At 35.4% G+C, this 23,699-nt stretch carries 18 protein-coding genes and 3 pseudogenes; 2 read left to right on the top strand and 19 right to left on the bottom strand.

Annotation, left to right across the window (positions count from 1 at the left end; all coding sequences use genetic code 11):
* Position 1 precedes the first annotated feature (1 nt).
* A complete protein-coding gene (locus CJ739_RS06985; RefSeq protein ID WP_117173754.1) occupies positions 2-3,418 on the bottom strand; it encodes a hypothetical protein in 3,417 nt (1,138 codons plus the stop codon).
* An 84-nt stretch (positions 3,419-3,502) separates the two neighbouring features.
* Positions 3,503-3,763, bottom strand: coding sequence for a hypothetical protein (locus CJ739_RS06980; RefSeq protein WP_162880151.1), 261 nt, complete (start codon positions 3,761-3,763; stop codon positions 3,503-3,505).
* A 274-nt stretch (positions 3,764-4,037) separates the two neighbouring features.
* Between CJ739_RS06980 and CJ739_RS06975 the strand changes: the two genes are divergently transcribed.
* Positions 4,038-4,739, top strand: a complete 702-nt coding sequence (locus CJ739_RS06975) for a CoA transferase subunit A (protein WP_117173750.1) — start codon at positions 4,038-4,040, stop codon at positions 4,737-4,739.
* A gap of 172 nt (positions 4,740-4,911) precedes the next feature.
* The gene (locus CJ739_RS06970) at positions 4,912-5,565 is read left to right on the top strand and encodes a 3-oxoacid CoA-transferase subunit B (protein ID WP_117173748.1); all 654 of its coding nucleotides are present in this window, start codon (positions 4,912-4,914) and stop codon (positions 5,563-5,565) included.
* Positions 5,566-6,193: 628 nt separating this feature from the next.
* Here the strand turns inward: CJ739_RS06970 and CJ739_RS06965 are convergent.
* The 17 genes and pseudogenes from CJ739_RS06965 to hemA form a co-directional block, all read right to left on the bottom strand.
* On the bottom strand, positions 6,194-7,873 hold the full coding sequence (locus CJ739_RS06965; protein WP_117173746.1) for an ABC transporter ATP-binding protein: 1,680 nt from the start codon (positions 7,871-7,873) through the stop codon (positions 6,194-6,196).
* Positions 7,873-8,586, bottom strand: a complete 714-nt coding sequence (locus tag CJ739_RS06960) for a 3'-5' exonuclease (protein ID WP_117173744.1) — start codon at positions 8,584-8,586, stop codon at positions 7,873-7,875. The genes CJ739_RS06965 and CJ739_RS06960 overlap by 1 nt, the downstream gene beginning before the upstream one ends.
* Positions 8,583-9,734, bottom strand: a complete 1,152-nt coding sequence (locus CJ739_RS06955; protein ID WP_117173742.1) for a serine hydrolase domain-containing protein — start codon at positions 9,732-9,734, stop codon at positions 8,583-8,585. The genes CJ739_RS06960 and CJ739_RS06955 overlap by 4 nt, the downstream gene beginning before the upstream one ends.
* Before the next feature lie 238 nt (positions 9,735-9,972).
* Positions 9,973-10,446, bottom strand: coding sequence for a methylated-DNA--[protein]-cysteine S-methyltransferase (locus CJ739_RS06950; RefSeq protein WP_117173740.1), 474 nt, complete (start codon positions 10,444-10,446; stop codon positions 9,973-9,975).
* The gene (locus CJ739_RS06945) at positions 10,446-11,564 is read right to left on the bottom strand and encodes a CNNM domain-containing protein (RefSeq protein ID WP_117173738.1); all 1,119 of its coding nucleotides are present in this window, start codon (positions 11,562-11,564) and stop codon (positions 10,446-10,448) included. Before CJ739_RS06945 ends, CJ739_RS06950 begins: the two co-directional genes overlap by 1 nt.
* A 23-nt stretch (positions 11,565-11,587) precedes the next feature.
* On the bottom strand, positions 11,588-12,577 hold the full coding sequence (gene hemB, locus CJ739_RS06940; protein WP_117173736.1) for a porphobilinogen synthase: 990 nt from the start codon (positions 12,575-12,577) through the stop codon (positions 11,588-11,590).
* 11 nt (positions 12,578-12,588) lie between these two features.
* Complete coding sequence (locus CJ739_RS06935; protein ID WP_117173734.1) at positions 12,589-12,975, bottom strand: YchJ family protein; 387 nt, start codon at positions 12,973-12,975, stop codon at positions 12,589-12,591.
* 9 nt (positions 12,976-12,984) lie between these two features.
* Positions 12,985-13,884, bottom strand: a pseudogene (hemF, locus tag CJ739_RS20570) (oxygen-dependent coproporphyrinogen oxidase); the annotation flags it as partial.
* Positions 13,885-14,214: 330 nt separating this feature from the next.
* A pseudogene (locus tag CJ739_RS20565) lies at positions 14,215-14,511 on the bottom strand (transposase); the annotation flags it as partial.
* A 185-nt stretch (positions 14,512-14,696) separates the two neighbouring features.
* Positions 14,697-14,792, bottom strand: a pseudogene (locus CJ739_RS06925) (oxygen-dependent coproporphyrinogen oxidase); the annotation flags it as partial.
* Positions 14,782-16,083: a Na+/H+ antiporter NhaA gene (gene nhaA, locus CJ739_RS06920; RefSeq protein WP_117173730.1), complete on the bottom strand. Its 1,302-nt coding sequence runs from the start codon at positions 16,081-16,083 to the stop codon at positions 14,782-14,784. The gene nhaA and the pseudogene CJ739_RS06925, both read right to left, overlap by 11 nt.
* Positions 16,084-16,255: 172 nt before the next feature.
* Positions 16,256-17,026: an EI24 domain-containing protein gene (locus CJ739_RS06915; RefSeq protein ID WP_117173728.1), complete on the bottom strand. Its 771-nt coding sequence runs from the start codon at positions 17,024-17,026 to the stop codon at positions 16,256-16,258.
* A 226-nt stretch (positions 17,027-17,252) separates the two neighbouring features.
* Positions 17,253-18,278, bottom strand: coding sequence for a uroporphyrinogen decarboxylase (hemE, locus tag CJ739_RS06910; RefSeq protein ID WP_117173726.1), 1,026 nt, complete (start codon positions 18,276-18,278; stop codon positions 17,253-17,255).
* Between the two features lies 1 nt (position 18,279).
* Positions 18,280-18,996 carry a potassium channel family protein gene (locus tag CJ739_RS06905; RefSeq protein ID WP_117173724.1) on the bottom strand — a complete coding sequence of 239 codons (717 nt, stop codon included), beginning with the start codon at positions 18,994-18,996 and terminating at the stop codon, positions 18,280-18,282.
* A 14-nt stretch (positions 18,997-19,010) separates the two neighbouring features.
* A complete protein-coding gene (locus CJ739_RS06900; protein ID WP_117173722.1) occupies positions 19,011-20,753 on the bottom strand; it encodes a TrkH family potassium uptake protein in 1,743 nt (580 codons plus the stop codon).
* A gap of 91 nt (positions 20,754-20,844) precedes the next feature.
* Entirely contained in the window at positions 20,845-22,422 is a 1,578-nt protein-coding gene (gene hemC, locus CJ739_RS06895; protein WP_117173720.1) for a hydroxymethylbilane synthase, read from the bottom strand.
* On the bottom strand, positions 22,415-23,674 hold the full coding sequence (gene hemA / locus CJ739_RS06890) for a glutamyl-tRNA reductase (RefSeq protein ID WP_117173718.1): 1,260 nt from the start codon (positions 23,672-23,674) through the stop codon (positions 22,415-22,417). The genes hemC and hemA overlap by 8 nt, the downstream gene beginning before the upstream one ends.
* Positions 23,675-23,699 lie beyond the last annotated feature (25 nt).

The raw sequence follows: 23,699 nt of genomic DNA, 5'->3' as shown, positions 1-23,699 counted from the left end.
TTTAGTTTTTATAATGGTATCTGTTTTCCTGTAGCAGCTTGTTCGTTTCATCTTTGACAAAACGGAGTCGGTTGAAATTATCGTAAGCATAACTGCTTTTTACTCCCTTGGAATCGCATATGCTGGTCACTCCCACCAATGGATCATAGGTGTAGGTTGTTACCATGGCATCCGGCAATGAATTTCTTAGGTTTTCTAATGCTGTCCGCAGACTGTTTTCCGAGCTCTCTGAATAATCACTATTGGAGGCTGTTACCACGGCATCTATCAACGAACTGGAAATACTGCCATATGAGGCCACGTTTTCTATTTTCGCTATAGGGTACTGTCCATTATATCCCCATATGTATACTGTATGGGGGCCATTAACCTTCGATATTTCCTGCAAATTGCCATAACCATCATATTTGTGAAAAACGACTTGGGTCTTCAAAGTGCCGGTCCCCTTGGATGTTTGGACTTCCTTGGGCAAGACCAATCCACTGCCCCAATCTTTATATAAAGTACGCTGCCTTGATAATAAAACCGAATTCTTATAGCTCTCAGTCTGTATGGGCACTATCCTATTTTGGGAAATTAAGTCCTGTACCGCTCCAAATTCCAGATCTGTCAAAGTTCCTCCCTGTAAAGAAAATTTATCGGGGATATCGCTTGGGTAAATGGTCTTGGATTCAATATTATCTCCTTTACTGTCCAGAATCCCTGTTTTTGTCAATTGGAAATGGTCGGGGTTCTCATAGTCATAATTCTGTACGGTAACTATATTATCTCCGCCTAAATCTTCGGTGACTATCTTGGAGCCCAAAACATACCATTTGGAAACATTATCATAAAATTTTATACTTTCGTAGTCCTGATGCAGATGTAGCCCAGGATATGAACCACGGTCTGAGAAAATTTTAAGCCCCTTAACGATATCCCGCTCACTTTCTACTTCTTGATAAACATATTCCTCACGTTTTAAGAACTGCCTGTCACTATTTAAAAACTCGACAGATTTTAATTTCCCAATAATAGGATCCCGATAAATTGGCAATCCAGGGATGTAGAAATAAAAGGGATTAATAGGAGATGATATCGAAGACGAATAATAACTGTACTTGGTCAATCCGCCGGAACCATCACCGCCTTCCAAAACATACACATTTTTATAGCCTATACTTCCCGATTGCCCTCCTAATCCCAATGTATATATAGGATTGGATTTTCTAACTAGGTACAGTTCACTGGTCGTAGAATAGGGGACATATAAATAATCACCCCAAAATGAAGGGAACTGTTGCCCGGACGTAAACGGATCATCCTCATGAAAATAAACACCTCGTGTCTCATGTTGTTTGGTAAAGCCCCCGCCAAATCCCGTTGCGGCACCACTTTCGTAACCGTTTTCGGTATAAATGAATTTTTTATAGGCCACTTCCTGTCCGTCTGTATCATAATTCTTGATCTCTTTTATACGGTTTCCACCTACAATTTCATAATCCCTATATTCCGTGCTTTCCGTGTATGCATATAATTGGACATCATAGTCCCCATCATTAAGGTTTCCCAGGTCTACTTCTACATAATAGGATCCAGAAGCTAAAGACAGGGTCGCATCTGGACTTGATGTGGTAAAAGACCCTAATATTTGGTTACTGCTGTTTTTGATATAGCCTAGGATTTGGGTTTCCGGTATGGGTGAACCATAAGTTGCCAGGGTATATAGATGGAACTTTACGGTCGTTGTGCTGGACAAAGTAAAGGGATCCGTTAACTGTTTTTCGCCCTGATCATCAGAAAATGCATATCCAATAGTGTTATTAACGGTATAACTATCAGGTGGACTGATGGCCCTTCTATTGGGCTCATAAATAAATTTGGTAGATCCCTTGGTCGGATAGGTAATGGTCTCTAGCATCCCGCTGCGCGAATACTTTCCGGTTTCGTCTGCTTTTCGATCAACCCCTACAAAAGATCTTCCCGAAGTATTTACTGCAGGTAGTTGAGTCGGATAAGTTTCATTTTCAATATATACATCTGGAATCCCTGGATTATAATAACCCCATGAGTCTACTTTTCTGGAATATTTAGTGGGCAACCCATTTGGATTGTAATAAGTAAATATATAGGGATCCGATTTATAAAAAGGATAACCGGACTTTCCGTATTCCGTGACGGAGTTCAGTTTAAGCCTTAGGCTTGCATATGTGTTGATACCATTAGTTGCTACACTGTTAAAATAGTCATGTCCTAGTTCAAATGCCTTTAACAGTTGGTTTTTTTTATTATAAACCTGTATAGATTCTAATTTTTGTGGGAGGTTGGTGCTCCAAAGCCCTTGAATATCATTTCTTGTACCTGTAAGAAACGTAATCTTGCCATTTTCAAACTCTATGGAACTCAAATTCTGGTGATATATGACCTGACGTGACAAATCAAAATAATTAAGTAATGCCGGATCATTGTCACTCGTTGGTATACGGTCATACCTTGTCTGTTGTCTGTTTACAAGCCCCAAACTTTTACTATTGGAAGCATAGTTGAATTCAATGCCACTGCCTTTTACAGGCTCTATCTTATCAAGGTACCAGGAAGAGACTGAAAGATCGTTATATGTATTTTGAAATTTAGTAAGCCCTTTAAGGTCACTCTCCGGTAAGTCTGTATGGGATACATACCCCTCGGTCAGCTCTGTCGTGTTGAAGTAAAAAATAGTGCCATCTGGGGCCGTAACCTTCCATTTTCCTAAACTCACACTGCCTACCGGTATGTATTCAAATTTAAGGTTGTTCTTTTCGGGCATGATAATTGGAGAACCATCCGCCAACTTGCCCATTACAAAACTTCCGGTATAGCCCGCAAAATTATAATAGTAAATGTCTGGTTCCGCATCAACCAGTCCTAAGTTAACTTCCATAAAGAAATTTGAATCGGTAGGGTCAAAACTTTCTAAATTGGTTTCAACATATTGTCTATAGCTTAAATCAGTTGCATATCTTTCAAAATCAATTATATGGTTCCAATTTCCACCATAGTAATTTTCGACGTCGTTAAGGGGCAGTGCCGGCAAATAATAATATCCTTTATAAGAGTTCAAATCATCGAGCCCTCTTATTGAGCGTGTAATAACGCCTCCTGCATTTAATGACCATCCAAGCCCTACCCAACTTGCGTCCTCAGCGACACGAACTGATGAAGCGTTATATGAAAGGCTTATTGGCAAGGAATAGCTTCCTGTATTGATTTCAAATAACGGAATGGAAATATTGGGGGTGCCAGTATAATAACCTATGGGAATATCTCCATAGGCTCCGAGTGCCGCTGCCGTGGGTGATGGAGGGATGATTTTGGTCTGCAAATAATCCCCTTGGGCTTCTACATACTGCCCAACAATTGCGATTACTAAAAAAATGGTCAAAAGTTTAATTCTCTTCATTTTAATTGATTATGTGGTTTGTGCGTTGTTCAATGGGATTGGCAACTATTTGTGGTTTAAATTATGTGGATGGTAGACCTAAAGCTACCCAACGGTGTCTTGGGACATTCTTAAAGTTGTTGATTGATAAGACATGTTAATTGGCAAAGTAAGATTTCCAGATTTTATTTCGTACAATGGAATAGATATGTTAGGTACGCCTGTATAGTGACTTATGGGTACATCAGCATATTGTGCCAAAGATGCCGCATTTGGCGAAGGCGGGATGATTTGGGGGAGTTCTTGTCCAAAAGAAAGGTTAATACAGATTATAAAAAATCCAAGAAATAATAAACGTGTCATCATGGGAACTTAATTGATTGGTTTGTTGGTGGATAAAGTTATATAAAATTATTTACATGTTTGCTAAGGTAAAACCTTGAAATTTATAAGGAAAAACCTTAGTCGTAATTCATTTTGCTCTCCATCTTATCTAAGAAAAACTTTTGAAATAGGATTTAAGTTTCAGATTTTGAATCATTTAAAACCAAGGATAATTTGCAACCAGAAAAATCAAAAGCCATTCTTTTAGAATGGTTTTTTTATTTCGTATTTTTAAAAAGCAAAAAATGATATAAGAATGATTAATAAAAAAGTTGCCAATGTTGAAGCAGCCCTTAAAGGTGTTTCAGACAATATGACCTTTATGCTTGGTGGTTTTGGACTTAGTGGTATTCCTGAAAATGCCATTGCCCAATTAGTAAAATTAGGAGTAAAAGGCTTAACATGTATTTCTAATAATGCTGGAGTTGATGACTTTGGCCTAGGTTTACTGCTTCAAAAGCATCAAATAAAAAAAATGATATCGTCTTATGTGGGTGAAAATGATGAATTTGAGCGTCAAATGCTTTCGGGTGAATTGGATGTGGAGCTTATTCCACAAGGCACTCTAGCTGAGCGTTGTCGAGCAGCACAGGCAGGTTTCCCAGCCATTTATACCCCTGCAGGTTACGGAACTGAAGTCGCAGAAGGCAAAGAAACCCGAGAATTTGATAACAAAATGTATGTATTAGAACACGCTTTTAAAGCAGATTTTTCTTTTGTAAAAGCGTGGAAAGGAGATGCAGCAGGCAATTTAATTTTTAAAGGAACGGCAAGAAATTTTAATCCCGTTATGTGTGGCGCTGCTAAAATTACGGTTGCTGAGGTTGAAGAATTGGTGCCTTTAGGAAGTTTAGATCCCAACCAAATTCACATCCCAGGCATTTTTGTACAGCGAATTTTCCAAGGCGAAGTATATGAAAAACGAATTGAACAACGAACCGTGAGAAAAAAAGATTAATCAATTTAATAATTATATAATATTAGTGTCCGATTAAAGATTCAAGACCGCTTTGCTAAAAGAAAAAAGAATATAGAAAAAGACTAAATGACAACAATGGTCTAAAATCATATCATCAAGTAAAAAAGCATAATTGACCAATTTTCAAATCAACACATTAACAAATTAGGGCATGTTAGACAAAACAGGTATAGCAAAACGAATTGCAAAAGAGGTAAAAAACGGATATTACGTAAATTTAGGTATTGGTATTCCAACATTGGTTGCCAATTATGTACGTGACGATATTGAAGTTGAGTTCCAAAGTGAAAATGGTGTATTAGGTATGGGACCATTTCCTTTTGAAGGCGAAGAAGACGCCGATGTTATTAATGCGGGCAAACAAACCATTACCACATTGCCTGGAGCAAGTTTTTTTGACTCTGCCATGAGTTTTTCCATGATTCGAGGCAAGCACGTTGATTTAACTATTTTAGGAGCGATGGAGGTTGCCGAAAATGGCGATATAGCCAATTGGAAAATACCAGGGCGTATGGTTAAAGGAATGGGAGGTGCAATGGATTTGGTAGCCAGTGCCGAAAACATTATTGTTGCCATGATGCACACCAACAAAGCGGGCGAATCCAAATTATTAAAACGTTGCACTTTACCATTAACAGGTGTGGGGTGCGTAAAAAAGATAGTTACCAATTTAGCAGTTATAGAAGTTACTAATAAAGGTTTTAAATTGTTGGAACGTGCTCCCGGAATTTCGGTTGAAGAAATAAAGAATGCCACCGAAGGTACTTTAATTATTGAAGGCGATATTCCTGAAATGCGTATCTGAATCGCCTTAGCAAGTTCATTATAATCATTAGCGTCCGATTAAAGATTCAAGACCGCTTTGCTAAAAGAAAATAGAATATAGACTAAATGACAATAAATTGATATTCAAATGTCTATTTGCAATTCTGTTTTAATAATCGCTAAGCAACCTGAGTTCGATATAAATTTTAACGAAGTTAGATGTTAGAAGTTCAAAGTTTGATGTACCGATAAAGTTTGTGATACACGATTCAACGATTACACAGTTAAACTATTAAAAGTTAAAAGTAGGGTATACAAATCAGTAATATCTTTAAAAAGCCTTAACACAGTGTTTGCAGAGTATGGTAAAAAATTTTATAGAACAAAAATGGTTTAAAATGGACTAAATGTTAAAAATAAACGCATTTTATCGATTTTTTATGTTTTTTAACTGATATATTGAAAAAATATTTCATATTAGCAGTCCCCAAATAAACCAAACCAAATAGATAGATTTCCCCAAATCTACCATAAACTTGAAGCCTATGAATTATGCAGCAAACCTACCTGAAGAACCTACATTTTACGAAAGTAAATTCAAAGAAACAGTTCGTGAGAATTTACGCTTTATCAAAAGTTTAATGTATTTAACTAAAAAAATATTTATGCTATAATCCTTTGGGAATAGCGTCGATTAATTTTTTAGTGTAGACAGTTTTGGGCGATCTGTAAATAATATCAGCGTCGTCCAATTCTTCTATTTTTCCTTGGTTCATTACCAATAATTGATCACTCATATATTTTACCACTGCCAAATCGTGCGATATAAAAATATAGGTAAATCCAAAAGTTTCCTTAAGGTTGTTTAACAAGTTTAAAACTTGAGCTTGAACCGATATATCTAAAGCCGAAACGGACTCATCACACACAATAAGTTTTGGTTGTAAAGCAATAGTTCTTGCAATTCCGATACGTTGTCTTTGTCCGCCCGAAAACTCATGAGGATATCGGTTAAAATAATCTTCAGATAAACCAACCTTGTCTAAAATCTCAATCGTTTTTTCTTTGCGTTCTTCATCTGAATGATACAGCTTATGTACTTTCATGGGTTCCATAATAGCTTTACCTACAGGAATTCTCGGGTTTAATGAGGAATACGGATCTTGAAATATAATTTGAATGTCTTTTCGAAGTTTTTTTATTTCTGAATTTGAAAGCTTCGTAATATCAATGCCTTGATAAAGAATCTTTCCAGCGGTGGCTTTATCCAATTGAAGAATAGCATTTCCTAAAGTGGATTTTCCACAACCCGATTCGCCTACCAATCCTAAAGTTTCGCCTTCGTACAATTTAAAACTGACATCATTTACCGCTTTAAAAGATTGAGGTTTGGAAAACCAACCCGATTTTGAAAAATATTCCTTTTCAACATTAATCACTTCCAATAAAGGGGGTTTGCTATATAATTTTTCGTGTTTTAACTGGCGTTCTTCAGAAGTAATAATCTCGGTTTTAGTAGTGTTGTTTAGATAATCTTGAATAGTTGGTAACGTTTTTAACCGCGTATTTAAAGAAGGGCGCGAATTAATAAGCGCTTTGGTATATAGGTGCTGAGGTGCTTTAAAAATGGTGGAAACCTCGCCTTGTTCCACAATGTCACCTTTATACATCACTAAAACCCTATTTGCTATTTCTGAAATTAAAGACAAATCATGCGTAATAAAAATAATGCTCATTTTTGTTTCGACTTGCAGCTCTTTTAATAGCTGTATGATGTTTTTTTGCACGGTAACATCCAATGCTGTTGTTGGTTCATCGGCAATTAAAATATCGGGTTTGCAACTTATTGCCATGGCTATCATAACCCGTTGTTTTTGTCCTCCCGAAATTTCATGAGGATAGGCCTTATAAACACGTTCGGGGTTAGGTAATTTTACTTTTTCAAAAAGCGACAGTGTTTCTGTTTTTGCTTCTTGTTTTGATAAATGAGTGTGTTGTAATAAGATTTCCTGAACCTGTTTTCCGCATGTCATCGATGGATTTAAAGAACTCATGGGTTCTTGAAAGATCATGGCTATTTTTTTGCCTCGGATATTTTGAAACGCTTTTGAAGACAATGTTGTTAAGTCTTCATTATTATACATAATGCTTCCAGACGTTATTTTTGAAATTTTCTTTGGAAGAAGTCCTAAAATTGCGAGTGAAGATACCGATTTACCAGAACCCGATTCACCGACAATACCTAATATTTCATTTTGGTTTAGATGATAGGAAATGTGATGGATGACTTCGTTTTTTCCGAAAGCAATAGATAAGTCGTTAATAGTTAAAATGGGGTGTATCTTCATTATATATGAATAATTTCGTTCTCGTGAAGAATGGCATCACCACGAAGTCTTAAAAATATTTGTGCAACGGCAATGGTGTCTTTTTCGCAATAAATTACGATACGGTCAATTTCATTTTCTTCATAATAAACCCTATAAACTTCACTGCCATCAATATCATCTTTTGGTGATGGAATACCTAAAACATTGGTTAGTAATTTGAGCGAGGTATAGCTTTTATAATCGCCAAATTTCCATAATTCCAAAGTGTCTAAATGTGGTACTTCCCAAGGTTTTTTACCAAATAGATTGAGTTTATAAGGTAACTCTATATTGTGGATTATCATGCGGCGAGCAATGTAGGGGAAGTCAAATTCCTTACCGTTATGCGCACAAAGTAAGTGTTTTGTTTCACTAAAATGTGATAATAGTAAATTTTTAAAATCTTTTAAAATTTTAATTTCATCGCCATAAAATGAGGTGACTCTAAACTGTCTTAAATCACCTTTAAGCGTGAAATACCCAACCGAAATGCATACTATTTTACCAAATTCGGCCCAAATGCCTGCGCGCTCGTAAAAGTCTTCGGCAGTTTCGTCTTCCTTTCTTTGGTATTTCGATTTATGTTCCCACAACGCTTGTTTTGTTTCATCCAATTCAGAAAAATATTGAACTTCCGGAACGGTTTCAATATCTAGAAATAATATGTTTTCAAGATTAAGTTTTGATATCATTTTCCAAGCATTTTATAGGCTTCATCAATGTAAACAGAAATATCTTCGGTATAAGAACCCTTCTCTTTGTTCGAGCCTTTTGAGTGCCCTAACCTAACAATAATCACATTATCATTGGGTTCTACAATAACATATTGCCCAAGATGTCCGCGCATCATAAAAAAGTCTTTGCCATGTTGTTGTTTTAGCCACCAGCCATAGCCATATTGTGGACTTTCAGGAAAACGTGGTTTTATGGATTTTGCAACAAATGCCGAATCTAAAATTTGCTTTCCGTTCCATTTACCAAAATCTTTGTATAGTTTGCCAAATCGTGCAAAATCTTTAGCATTGCTAGCTATACAACAATAGGCTTTTACCAAATCGTGATCTTCACTATCAACCTGCCAAAGGCTTTCATTTTCACAACCAAGTGGCTTCCAAAAACTTTCTTCTAAATATTGGTACATTTTTTTGCCCGTAGCTTTTTCAATAACCATAGCTAGTATTTGCGTATCGCCACTAGAATATTTAAACTTTTTTCCTGGTTCCTCTTCAACTTTTAATCCTAGCATCACTTTTTCTAAATCGTCATCAAAGTAAGCTCGTGTGACAATTGAAAATGGCGAATAATACTTTTCGTCCCATGTCGTGCCAGACGCCATACTTGATAAATCACCCACAGTCATTTTTGCTGCTAAACCCTCACCAAATGTTGGTAAAAAATCGCTGACGGGTTGGTCTAAACTTTTTATATAACCTTGTTCAAGAGCTTTTCCCATAAGTCCAGACACGTAACTTTTTGCCATTGAAAACGAATTGCTTTTAGAGTTTTCATCAAAACCATCGTAATAGTTTTCAAACCAAATACTATCGTTTTTTATAATAACGTATGCTATGGTGCCGTTTGCTTTGTTTATACTGTCTAAAGCATCGGTTTCTTTAACAGTATTATAATGTTTATGAATGGGCCAAGGTTGAGGTTTACCATTTTCTACAAGCTTGTTGTCGAATTTCTTATAATCTTCTAAATAAGCGGTTGAGTGCCCTGTTAGATAAATGGTTCTAACGGCTTTTAACAAATAATCGGTGTCTGTAATGTAAAGTGCAATTATTAACACGCCTAATAAAATAGCGAGCCATTTAAAAAGTTTTTTAAGAAATTTCATTTCATGTTGTTTAATTGAAATAAATATAGGAAATATTTTATGTAATCCTATACTTTAGGAAGCATGGAAATAAGAGCATGTTTAAAAAAATTCAATTGGCTAAAAAAATGCCCTTTTTGCCACATATTTGTCTTTTTATCACCCCATAGCTACGGCTATGCGGTTCAAAAAAGCCTTCATATGGAACAAAAATCATCATTTTTCGCTACAATCAATCCTTTTTAAGCATGCTCTAAAACTAAAAAAGAGATTGTTGTTTGTATGGGTTTTCGTGTTCCAGCAACCATTGCTTGCGGTGCAAACCTCCAGCATACCCTGTTAAGCTGCCATCACTACCAATAACCCGATGGCATGGAACAATAATCCAAAGGGGGTTTTTGCCATTGGCGCTTGCAACGGCCCTAATGGCTTTTACATCGCCTAATTGTTTTGATAAATCTAAATAAGAAACTGTTTTTCCATAAGGAATTTGCTCCAGTTGTTTCCAAACTGTTTTTTGGAAATCGGTACCTTCTGGGTTAAGTTTAAGGTCAAATTGCGTGCGTGTGCCCTCAAAATATTCGTTAAGCTGCATCACACAATCTTCAAGCTCAACAGGAATAATATCTGTTGTTTTTTCTTCAGAATTTAAAACGATTACAGATGAAATACCATTTGTGTCACCACTAATTTTGGTATAACCTAAGGGTGATTTGATGATACAGGTTTCCATTACTTAATAGGGTTATTATCTTTTATAATACCGAGACGTTTTGCCCGGGCTTCCCAACTTTTTCTTGCCAAATGTTGTAAGTCGGCAATGTTATCACTCTCATCCATAATTTCAAATCCCAATAAGGTTTCAATCACATCTTCCATAGTAACAATGCCATTTACAGAACCATATTCATCGACTACCAATGCCATATGGTTTTTACTGTTTACCAATTGATCTAGCAATTTTGGAATCGCGAGTGAACGATTGACAATGATAATATTTCGCTTGATATCAGCCAATTTTATACCGTTGTTATCATTCGCCATTTCCCTAAAAACATCATCTTTTAAAACCAATCCTGTAATGTTATCGGTTTCATCTTGAAATACGGGGATACGAGAAAAACGGATGTGTTGGTTTTCTTTAAAAAATTCCTCAACGGTCATATCTTCGCTAACGGTTTTCATAACAATACGCGGTGTCATAACGTCTTTAGCCTGAATGTTTCTAAAGGTTAATAAGTTTTTAATCACCGTACTTTCAGAGGCTTCAAAAACACCTTCTTCTTCAGCAATTTCTGTCATGGCATAAAACCCATCACGACTCATAACACTATGATGCTCTTTGCCGCCAATAAGTTTGGTAGTTAATTGCAGCATCCAAAGAATGCCTGTCCATTTTAATGGAAAAAGCAATAGGTTTAAACTTATAGCTGTGAAATTGGCTAATTGTTTCCAATAAGTGGCGCCAATGGTTTTAGGGATTATTTCTGAAGCTATTAAAATTAAGATGGTCATTATAGTGGAAACAATACCAACCATAACATCTTCGGTAAATGGAAAACCCAGAAATAGTGTTTGTTTACTGCCATAAATATCAGCATAGGCAGTTTTGGCTTGTACACCAACTAAAATAGCGCCTACAGTATGCGCTATCGTATTAAAGGTTAAGATGGCTATAAGTGGTTTATCAATATCTTTTTTAAAATTCTCTAAAATAATGGCAAACGAGTTGCCCTCTTTTTTGTTGATATTAATAAATGTTGGAGTAATGCTTAGCAAAACGGCCTCTAAAATGGAGCACCAAAAAGAGAAAATGATAGCGGTTGATGCATAAAATAAGAGCAATCCCATAACGGTTTAATTTTTTATTAAAGCTATGAAATTAATTTTACAATATCCTTAGCAAAATAAGAAGCGATGATATCTGCTCCCGCACGTTTTATGGCGGTTACTTGTTCCATCATAACGGCGTCGTGGTCTAACCAGCCTTTTTCGGCCGCCGCTTTTAGCATGGCGTATTCACCAGAAACTTGATACACGGCAACAGGCACATCAACGGCATTTTTTATGTCTCTTACAATATCTAAATAACAAAGTCCGGGTTTTACCATGACAATATCGGCGCCTTCATCAATATCCATTTCGGTTTCGCAAATGGCTTCAAAACGGTTGGCATAATCCATTTGATAGGTTTTTTTATCCTTTGGAATATCAATCATATCAACAGGAGCAGAATCTAAAGCGTCTCGAAACGGCCCATAAAATGCCGAAGCGTATTTAGCTGAATAGCTCATGATGCCTGTATTAATAAACCCTTCATCTTCCAAAGCTTCGCGAATGGTTAAAATACGTCCGTCCATCATATCACTTGGCGCTACAAAATCAGCACCTGCTTTGGCATGGGATACGCTCATTTCAGCCAACAAATCAACGGTTGTATCATTAACAATCATACCATTTTCTATAATACCATCGTGTCCGTAAGATGAGTATGGGTCTAAAGCGACATCGGTCATAACCAACATCTCTGGACAGGCATTTTTAACGGTTTTAATGGCACGCTGCATCAATCCGTTGGGGTTTAAGGCTTCAGTACCTTTGTTGTCTTTTAAATTATCGGGTACTTTTACGAATAACAACACCGATTTTAAACCCAGTTTCCAAAGTTCTTTTACTTCGTTTTCCAGTAAATCCAAACTGTAACGGAAATAATTTGGCATCGAAGGAATCTCATCTTTCACGCCTTTTCCTTCCACCACAAAAAGGGGAACTAAAAAATCGTTTGGTGTAATGATGGTTTCTCTAACTAAACTACGAATGGCTTCGTTGGTTCTTAATCGTCTGTTTCTTCTAAGTGGATACATTATTATATTTTTTATTTACTTAATCCTAAATAAGTCCAATGGTTGTTTTCTTTTAAAAAAGCTGATTTTTCATGAATAATATCTACTTTTCCTTTTTCATAAAAATACGCATTAAATGTAACTATTCCATCGGTGTCGTCTGGTTTTCCTTTTGAAGTTTCTAATACTTCTAATTTTATCCATTGAACGGATTTAGCCCATTTAACAATTTCTTTTTTTTCTTTAATTGGTCGTGTTGAACTATGGTGGCTTTGCATTAAATAAGCGCCGTTAGCTAATACAAATGCACTATACCTGGACCGCATTAACTGTTCTGCGGTTAGGGCTTGATGAATGTTATGATGAATTTTTCCGCAACATTCTGAATAAAGGATGGTATTTCCGCAATAGCAATTCATGTGATTTTTTTATACCCAATCAACTGGTTTCTTCAATACGTCTAATAATTTTTCTTCCTCACTTCCTGCTTCAGGTTGATGGTCGTAAACCCATTGCACATGTGGCGGCAAACTCATTAAAATACTTTCAATACGCCCATTGGTTTTTAGTCCGAATAGGGTGCCTTTATCGTGCACTAAATTGAATTCCACATAACGTCCACGACGTATTTCTTGCCAATCTCTTTGTTCTTTTGAATAGGGCAAATCTTTGCGTTTTTCGACAATAGGAATGTAACATTCAAGAAAACTATTTCCAATTTCGGTCACAAAGTTGTACCAGTTTTCCATGGTCATGGTTTTGGTGGCCTTGCAATAGTCAAAAAATAAGCCTCCAACACCACGGGCTTCGTTGCGGTGTGCATTCCAAAAATATTCGTCGCACTTTGTTTTGTATGTTTTATAGAAGTCTGGATTATGTTTGTCACAAGCCGTTTTACAGGTTTTATGAAAGTGGATAGCGTCTTCTTCAAACAGGTAATAAGGCGTTAAATCTTGTCCGCCACCAAACCAAGAATCTACAATTTTTCCATCAGCATTATACATTTCAAAATAGCGCCAATTAGCATGAACTGTCGGGACCATCGGGTTTTTAGGATGCAAAACTAAACTCAAACCACAAGCAAAAAAGTCGACATCACCCACATTAAAATAGGCTTGCATCGATTTTGGAAGTTTTCCATGAACACCAGAAATATTAACGCCACCTTTTTCGAATACATGGCCGTTTTCAATCACTCGGGTGCGCCCGCCGCCGCCTTCTGGTCGTTCCCAAATATCTTCTCTAAAGGTGGCTTTACCATCAACTGTTTCTAAATTTGATGTGATGGTGTCTTGTAAAGTCTGTATGTATTGATAGAATTTATCTTTGAAGTTGGGGTTATCGTTTTGTTCCTTAGTTTGATTACCTGCAAGGTTTTCAAAACCTTGTAGGTCTAAACCTCGACCTTGTAGGTCTAAATCCAAATCACTTTTTTGTTTATGTACCATATCAAAATTATCTATCGAGTCAAAAAGTCTTAGAATTTCACTTCTTGATAATATACTTTTGTTGTTTTCGTTAGAAAAATAGTAATTATAAGATGAAAATGAATAATCTTTTAATGATTTTACTACTTTATGATTTACAGGATTACTATGAACATATATAATGCTATTTTTTAGATATGTTTCATCAAGTATTTTTTTTCGTTTGAAATGTTTTTCAAACAGGCTTCCTGTTCTATTTTGTTGTTTATTAAAAGCTTTTGCATAAGCGTTGAAAAGGTTAGAAAAGGCTTGACTTACAACCGTGCCATCTTCAATTAATTTAACAATAAGATGAAAATGATTATTCATTAAGCAGTAGGCAATGATATCAACTTTTTCTGCTAAATGCTTTTCAATTAAAATTAAGAAATATGACATGTTAGCTTCATTCTGAAAAATAATACAACTGTTTATTCCCCGATTGAAAATATGATAGTAATAGTCTTTTTCTAATGGCTCTAATGTCATGTTTTTTGTTTTTTAGACTTAGACCTACAAGGTTTTTAAAACCTTGCAGGTCATTGGAAACCTTGCAGGTCTAGCAGGTCGTTGAAAACCTTGTAGGTTTTTTAACTTTTTAATTGCAAAGCTTCAACAGTTTTTAAAGTAGCAGCAGTCACCGAAAGCGGCATACTATATAACAGCAATAATTTATCTTCTTTAAAGGTGGCTTTACCATCAACCGTTTCTAAATTTGATGTGATGGTGTCTTGTAAAGTCTGTATGTATTGATAGAATTTATTTTTCATGGCTATCTTGTAATCTTAATATGGCAAAACCAATGATAGCCGAAATGAATGAACCTATCAGGATGCCAATTTTTGCAGAGTCGATATAATTAGGACTTGAAACAAAGGCTAAACTTGCAATAAAAATAGCCATTGTAAAACCTATACCAGCCAAAAACGAAACGCCTACAATTTGAAGTTTGCTAATATCGGGAGGTATCTCAATAAGCTTTACTTTATTGGCCAATAAAACGATAGCCGAGATACCAATACTTTTTCCTAAAATTAAACAAACGGCTATGTTAATTACCAAAGCTACATCTAAAGGAATATTACTGTTTAACACAACCCCAGCATTTGCCAGAGCAAACAGTGGGATTATAAAATAAGCAACCCAATCGTGAAGATTGTGCTCTAGGTGTTGAAGTGGCGATTGGTATTTGTTGGTCCAGTCTTCTAATTCATCAATTTCTTGAATTTGTTCTTTAGACAGAATAGGTTTTTTTAAAATAGAAGCTTGTTTGATATTGTTTGTAATAGTTACTAGGTTGTCTATAAACTCGGGTGTTTTAATTTTTTGTCTTATAGGAACAGCAAAGGCTAATAAAATACCAGCTAATGTTGGGTGGATGCCCGATTTTAAAAACAGGGTCCAGATAATGATTCCTAAAAAAATTATTAAAAATTTAGAATAATAGCCTCTATACGATAAAAAATATAAAAAAGCCAATAATAAAAAGGCTAGACCAAGTAAGCCAATTTTAATAGAGCCACTGTAAAATATTGCAATAACAAGTACTGCTCCTAAATCGTCAACTATTGCAAAAGCAGTTAAAAACACTTTAAGGCTCAGAGGTACTCTATTACCTAAAACCTTTAAGATAGCTAATGAAAAGGCAATATCGGTAGCCATTGGAATACCCCAACCTTTAAAAGTTTCGGGGTTTTGATTAATTAAAATGAAAAGAATAACAGGGATAATCATTCCGCCTATTGCACCAAAAAGTGGAAAAGCCAATTTTTTGGCAGAATTTAGTTCGCCGATAAGGAACTCTCTTTTAATTTCCAATCCAATTAAGAAAAAGAATATGGCCATTAAACCATCGTTAATCCAGAGTAATAAGGGTTTATTTAATTCAAAGCTTTCGGTAGTGAACCCCATTTTATATTGCCAAAGCGCTTGATAACTTTCTGAAAAAGGTGAATTTGCCCAAATAAGTGCCAAAATGGTAGCAAGCAGTAATAATATACCGCTGGAGCTTTCAATATTAACAAATTTTTGAAACGGTGATAGTATGTTTTTTTGTGTCATTAATTTATTGTTTTTTTAATCTAAATAATTCCCCGAAGGCTCAGCCTCGGGGTATCCAATTCACCTCTCCTTTGGAGAGGTCAGAACTGCCCGAAAAGGCAGTTCTGGGTGAGGTAAAATACAAAATTTCGGTTTTTGACCCAGAGGTCAAAATGAAACAGGCGAAAAACCTCTATGGCTTTGCCTCGAGGATAGTCTGTTTCAAGAAATTTTTTATTTGAATAGCTTCAACAGTTTTTAAAGTAGCAGCAGTCACCGAAAGTGGCAAGACTAATATCACACCAATGATGGGGATTAATAAAAACAGCATAAATATTATACCATTTCCAATAGCTAATCCACGATGGTTTTTAACAAATTGCACACTTTCGCTATATTTAAAATGACGTTCCAAAGTATAATCCATATTCCCAAAACCTGCGTAATAGGCTTGTACTAAAAAAAGCAATACCGTTGAAAAAATGCCAATTATAGGGATAAATCCTAAAAGTAAAATAGGAATGGTTAAAAGTAGTTCCATACCTAAATTTCTAACATTTATACGAATACCTCGCCAAAGTTGTTGAGAAAAAGAGGTGGATCTGTGTGTATGTATTTTGCCTATTAAATGGGTTTCAATTTTTTCGGACACCGGACTCATGAATGGTGCCGATAATGCCATGATGATATGTTTGTAAAGGATGAGCCCGAGAGCAATTATTAAAAGTCCTATTAAAATTTCTAATAAAATTTTTATCCATGATGAAGTGTTCCAACCAGGAAAAAGGCTTGATAAATAATCGGCAATATTATCTGAAAAGCTGTAAGCAGATGCAAAAATAAGTACGGCAGTTACAAAACTAATTAACATAGGAATAGCAAAGTATTTCCAAAGTTTTAGCTTTGATATTAAACTAAAGGCTCCGAAATATGCCTGTATTCCTAAAATAATATTTTTAATCATAAAGTTCTCTTTGCGTTAGCGATTACTCATGTATTTTATTTTGTAAATTGGAAATTGTGAATGTTTCACATTTGCAGCGGCATCCTTTTGTTTTGCTAAGAGCTCATTAAAAATAACGAAAACTTTAAAAACAAAAGATATAGCGACATATTTATATTCATGAGTTCCAAATTTTAAAATATTAACTTACGAATAAAAGCGCGACCCTTGTGGTAATGCCCAAAAATCAGACTTTATATTCCTTTACAGCATCGATAAACGCCTTAGCATTTTCTACCGGGATGTTAGGTAAAATACCATGACCAAGGTTTACAATGTATTTGTCTTTGCCAAATTCGTTTATCATTTGGTGGACCATTTTTTTGATTTCAGCAGGTGGTGATAATAATCGTGCTGGATCAAAATTACCTTGAAGCGTAATGTTTCCACCGGTTAAATAACGGGCATTTCTTGCAGAACATGTCCAATCTACCCCTAAAGCGGAAGCACCAGATTTAGCCATGTCGTTTAGCGCAAACCAGCAGCCTTTTCCAAAGGCAATTACAGGAGCATCGTCTTTTAATGCATCGATGATTTGTTGAATATATTGCCAAGAGAATTCTTGATAATCTACTGGCGAAAGCATGCCTCCCCAGGAATCGAATATTTGTACCGCATTACATCCTGCTTTTACTTTTTCTTTTAAATAAGCAATGGTGGTATCGGTTATTTTTTGAAGCAATAGGTGAGCCGCTACCGGATTAGTAAAGCAAAATTCTTTGGCTTTATCAAACGTTTTACTGCCTTGACCTTGTACGCAATAACAAAGAATTGTCCATGGCGAACCTGCGAAACCAATTAAAGGAATATCATCATTCAATAATTCTTTAGTAGCTTTTATGGCTTGATACACGTAGTCTAAAGACTCTTTAACATCGGGAACAATAACATTATCGACATCTTTTGAAGTACGAACAGGATGAGGTAAATAAGGTCCAAAATTTGGTTTCATTTGCACCTCAATATTCATAGCCTGTGGAATGACTAAAATATCACTGAATAGAATAGCAGCATCCATACCAAAACGGCGGATGGGTTGTACGGTGATTTCGCTAGCAATTTCTGGTGTTTGGCAACGTGTAAAAAAATCATATTTGTCGCGAAGTGCTATAAATTCTGGTAAATAGCGACCTGCTTGACGCATCATCCAAACAGGCGGACGTTGTACAGTTTCTCCTTTTAATGCTCTTAAAAATAAATCGTTTTTTATCATTTTAAATATTCTTGTTTCTTAAATCGTACTCTTCTTCGCCCATACAGTAATTTTCAATGTCTTTATTATTGCCAAAAACTACTAGAATGTCGTTTTCTAGAACTAAAGTTTCGGGTGATGTACGACCTATGGTTTCTTTAACAACGGTTTTTTTCCCTATTAAATTTTTCTTTTCAATTTCGCGAATAATAGTAATTAAAGTTAGATGGTATTTGTCTATAGAATCCAATTCTTGCAATGTTTTGCCGTAAAATTCTTTTTTCGCTTTTACTTCTGAAATGGTATAATTATTATCTAACTGATAATTTTCTAGAGTAGATTTAAAGTTAATCTGTTTGGTAAGTCTATCTGCCGAATCTTGCTCTGGGTGTACAATGCTGTAAATACCCATGGCTTCTAACACCGTATCGTGTATAGGAGATAAGGCCCTGCTGATAATTTTTACATTACTAAGTTTTTTTATAATGGCGGTTGTAATGATGGCTGCACCCTCGTTTTCTCCAATGGCAACAATAACTTTGTCGGCATCTTTTAAAGGCAGTGCTTCGTAGGCCAATTCATTTGTAGAGTCCATACAAATGGCATGCGAAATTTTATCTTTTACAAGATTAATTTTGTCCATTTGTTTATCTATAGCTATAACTTCGTTACCCGTTTCGGTTAAACTTAAGGACAAAGCCATGCCAAAATTTCCAAGTCCGAAAACAATTATTTTCATGGAATTAAACTTTTTTAGTTAATTAAAATATTTTCTTTAGGGTACTCATAAAATTGATGGTTTATTTGGCGCAGTAAACCAATCATTAAATTGAGCATTCCTATTCTTCCAATAAACATAACGGCAATAATAACATATTTGCTGGCTTCGGTAAGGTTTGGGGTAAAATTTAAGCTCAAACCAACGGTACTATAAGCCGAAAAACATTCAAAAACAACCGTTAAAAGCGGTGTGTCTTTAGGTTCTAAAATTAATAAACTCATTATGGCTATGCCAATGATGATAAGCGAAATACATAGAATAGCAAAGGCTCTTGATGTAGATTCGGCCGAAAAGCGTCTTCCAAAAATTTCTATTCTACTTTTTCCTCTGGCAATGGCAAATATATTTAAAGTAGCCAATGCAAAGGTACTTGTTTTTATACCACCGCCAGTTGATGCAGGTGATGCCCCAATCCACATTAAAAATATAACAAATAATAGTGAAGGCATTGTCATTTGCGTATAATCTACCACATTAAAGCCAGCAGTTCGTGGTGTGACCGAACCAAAGGCGGCATTGGTAATTTTTCCAAAAACGGTTTTATGATCTAGTAAAGTGTTGCTGTATTCTGAAATAAATAAAAACACCCAGCCTACAAACAATAAGATAATAGTGGTATAAATAACTATTTTAGAATTAAGTGTTACAATAGGCACACGCTTATGAATTATTTTTTTGCTGAATAATTCTAATATATAAGTTTTTATGTACTTGAAAAAATTGAAAATGATGTGATGCCCAAGTCCGCCAAAAACAATAAGAATCATAATAATCCATTGAAAGAAGTAATTAAAACGGATACTTTGATCAAACAAACCAGATGAAAATATTGAAAAACCAGCATTACAAAATGCCGAGATAGAATGAAAAATAGAAAAGAAAAACCTGTTGTTTATATCCTGATTGGTTGTTATTGAAAAATAGATAAACAGGGCACCAATAATTTCGACGGCAAGCGTAAATACCACGACGTTTAGTGCGACTCTAAAAACATCTTTCAACCCTTCATGGGCTAAAAAATCTTTGGTATTTAAACCTTCTTTAAAAGAGGAACTTCCTCTAAAGAAAAAGGCGAAGAACGATGTAAAGGTTAATATACCAATACCTCCTAGCTGTATAAGTACTAAAATAATAGACTGCCCAATAATGGTAAAATCGGTACTGGTATCTAAAACAGCTAACCCGGTAACACATACACTGCTGGTTGCTGTAAACAAAGCGTTTGTAAAGCTAATGCCATGGGTTGTGGCACTTGGCAACATCAGCAAAAAAGCACCAGCCAATGCTAAAATCATAAAACTGCCTACAAATACAATGGCAGGATTAAAATACACATCGTAAATATGTCTTACTAAAACAAATAACCTTAATAGAAAGTAAAGAATTAAACCGCCCTCAAGAATGGGTTTTACTCTTTGTAAAATATAATGATAATCGTGATTAATATGAAATAAGGATACAATAAGAGAAGTTACCAGCAACACAGAGATAATAACCATGTTTACAAAAGCAATGTTTTTACCTTTTTTGAACTTATAAACAATGAATTTAAAAGCATTAAAAAGCAGTAAAAAAAACAAGAGAATTATTAAACTCGCAACGTGTGCTGTGGTAAAATTTTCGTCAAAATCATAACCAAAATCGAAAACAATGAAGATAAGAACAATAATATCAAAAAAACGGTAAATATAATTGAGTAATGATTCTCTTTTCATTGTAATGATTTATTCCACCTTAAGTAAAATATAAAAGCTTTGTAAGCTGAATATTTTAAACTCATAGCAAATATCCAAATAATAAATGAATTTAGATATAATGCTCGTTTACTAATTCGATAACGCTTTCAACAGTTGGGACTTTGGAAATTCTAACATCGCTAAAGTGCTTTTTAGCCTCATTAGCAGTCGTTTCGCCAATGCAAAAAGCAATAACTTCCGTGTTGTTTTTTTGAACAAAGCTTTCAACAGTTGAAGGGCTATAAAACATAACACTTTCAACGGTGTTGGCTACTTTTATGCCATCGTATTTGGTTTGGTAAGCTTCAACTTCAGTTACTTTAATGTTGTTTTTTTCTAGAATGGTTGGTAAATCGTCTAATCTTAAATCGCTGCAAAAGTAAGTAACCTCGGTTCCTTCCATGTAATCAATCAAATAATTAGCAAGTTTTTTAGCATTGTTTTCAAAATGGATTACTTTACCAATTTTGGTTTCAACCAATCGTTTGGTACGACGACCAACACAATAAATATTTTTAAACTGAAGTTCTATGGGTGAAAAGTTAGTAAGTAATGCTTCAACAGCATTTTTACTGGTGATGATGACGTTCTGAATCTCGTTTTTTAAGAAACGCGGATGAATTCTATTCAAGCTTATTTTAATGAAATCGCTACTTTCAACAGTCACTTTTTCATGAAAAAGCAAACGCTGGTCTTCGGTAAACGATTTTGTTGAATACACATTAATCTCTTTGTTGGAGTTTTTAATGGTATCCATTAAACGTTTGCCGCCACGCTCAATAACAAAATTGGCGCAAAACTCAGCCATATCATGGTGCTCGCCTAATTTTTTAACGCGGGTGACATCAATTCTTTTAGAGCCATCAACACTTAATAGTACACCTTTAAAATTTATTTCTTCGTCTTTAATATAAGCCAATGCGCCAATAGGAGCTGTACAACCACCTTCCAACTTATTTAAAAATTCGCGCTCGATAGTGGTACAAATTTCGGTTTCTTCGTGATTGAGTTCTTTACAAGCTGAAAGTACAAATTCATCTTCAGCTAAAGCGGTAATCATGATAGCACCTTGTGCTGGCGCAGGAATCATCCAGTCTAGGTTAATGGCTTCTTCGGGTCTAATGCCAATTCTACCAATGCCCGCAGCTGCAAAAATAGCACCGTTCCAATCCTCATGGTTTTCCAGTTTTTGTAAACGAGAATTCACATTTCCGCGTAAATCTACAATAGTATGTGTTGGGAAACGGTTTAGCCATTGGGCGCGCCTGCGTAAACTTCCGGTTGCAATAACCGCTTCTTTAGAACTTAAAAATTCTTCATTATTTTTAAAAACCAACGTGTCGTTTACGTTACCGCGTTTTAAAACCGCAGCTTGTACAATGCCTTTTGGTAACACGGTTGGCACATCTTTTAGCGAATGCACTGCAATATCAATATCATGGTTTAACATGGCGATGTCTAAGGTGCGGGTAAAAATACCGGTGATGCCTAATTCGTAAAGAGGTTTGTCTAAAACTAAATCGCCTGTAGATTTTACAGGCACTAATTGGGTTTTATGACCTAAATTTTCGAGTAGACTTTGTACTATTTTGGCTTGCCATAGCGCTAATTCGCTATCGCGGGTACCAATTCTTATAATTTTAGACATGTGTTGTGGGTTCTAACTGAAACACTTTTTTTATGAGTTCCAGACTCTCATCGGTAGGAATGCCATCGTCTTTTAAATGATGCGCAAAGTGATTCGTTATTTTTTGTATGATATTGTTGCTAATTAACTCAGCTTGTGCTTCGTTAAAATCGCTGTTTTTTTTGCGTTGTGTATCTAATTCTGCCGAAGCAAAATCAAGCAATTTCTCTTTTAACGCCTTAATGGTTGGTGCAAATTTTCGGGTTTCCAACCAATCGTTAAATTCAGCCTTTACTTCTTCAATAATGGCTTCAGCTAATGGAATGTGCGCTTTTCGTGCTTCTAAAGTTTTATCGGTAAGTTGTGATAAATGATCTAAATGTACTAACGTCACATTACCCAATTCTTCAACATTGGGATCTACGTTTTTAGGAATCGATAAATCTAAAATTAAAAGTGGTTTTTGCGTTTGGATAAGGTGTTTATCAACAGTAGGGTGTTGGGCACCTGTCGCTACAATTAAAATATCGGAAGTTTGAATTTCTTCCTGTAAATTGGCATAATCTTTAACTACTAAATTGAATTTTCCGGCAATTTGTTCTGCTTTATCTTTCGTTCTGTTAATTAAAGTAATGTGTTCGTTTTTGGTGTGTTTTACTAAATTTTCACAAGTATTTCTACCTATTTTCCCTGTTCCAAAAAGCAAAATGTTTTTGTTTGAAACATCTTCAACTGTATTAAAAATATACTGTACTGAAGCAAAAGATACGGAGGTGGTACCCGATGATATTTCGGTTTCATTTTTAATGCGTTTACTCGCTTGAATGACTGCATTCACCAAACGTTCGGTAAAATGGTTTAACAAACCAAGCTTTTTAGAAATACGCGCACTTTTTTTTAACTGACTAATAATTTCAAAGTCACCAAGAATTTGACTGTCTAAGCCAGAACCCACACGAAACATATGTGCAATAGCATCGTTATTTTTATAGATGTAAGCTACTTTCTGAAATTCTTCAACCGTACCTCTCGTATTATCGCAAAGCAATTGGATAAGTTGAAACGGATGTTCTGCAAAACCATAAATTTCGGTACGATTGCAGGTAGAAGTTACCACCAAACTTTCAATAGCATTTTCCTTAGCTTGGTCAAGTAACGCCAGTTTAGCGGTTTCATCCAAACTAAAGTGCCCTCGTATGTCCGCGTCAGCCTTTTTATAACTTAGGCCAATGGCATAGAAGTATTTGCTTTTAGATATGTTGTATTGGTGCATTAGTGTCTATGTAATTCAATAAGCA

It is taken from the genome of Mariniflexile sp. TRM1-10 (genome assembly GCF_003425985.1).
Lineage (GTDB): Bacteria > Bacteroidota > Bacteroidia > Flavobacteriales > Flavobacteriaceae > Mariniflexile.
This window is presented reverse-complemented; position numbering and strand designations above follow the sequence as displayed.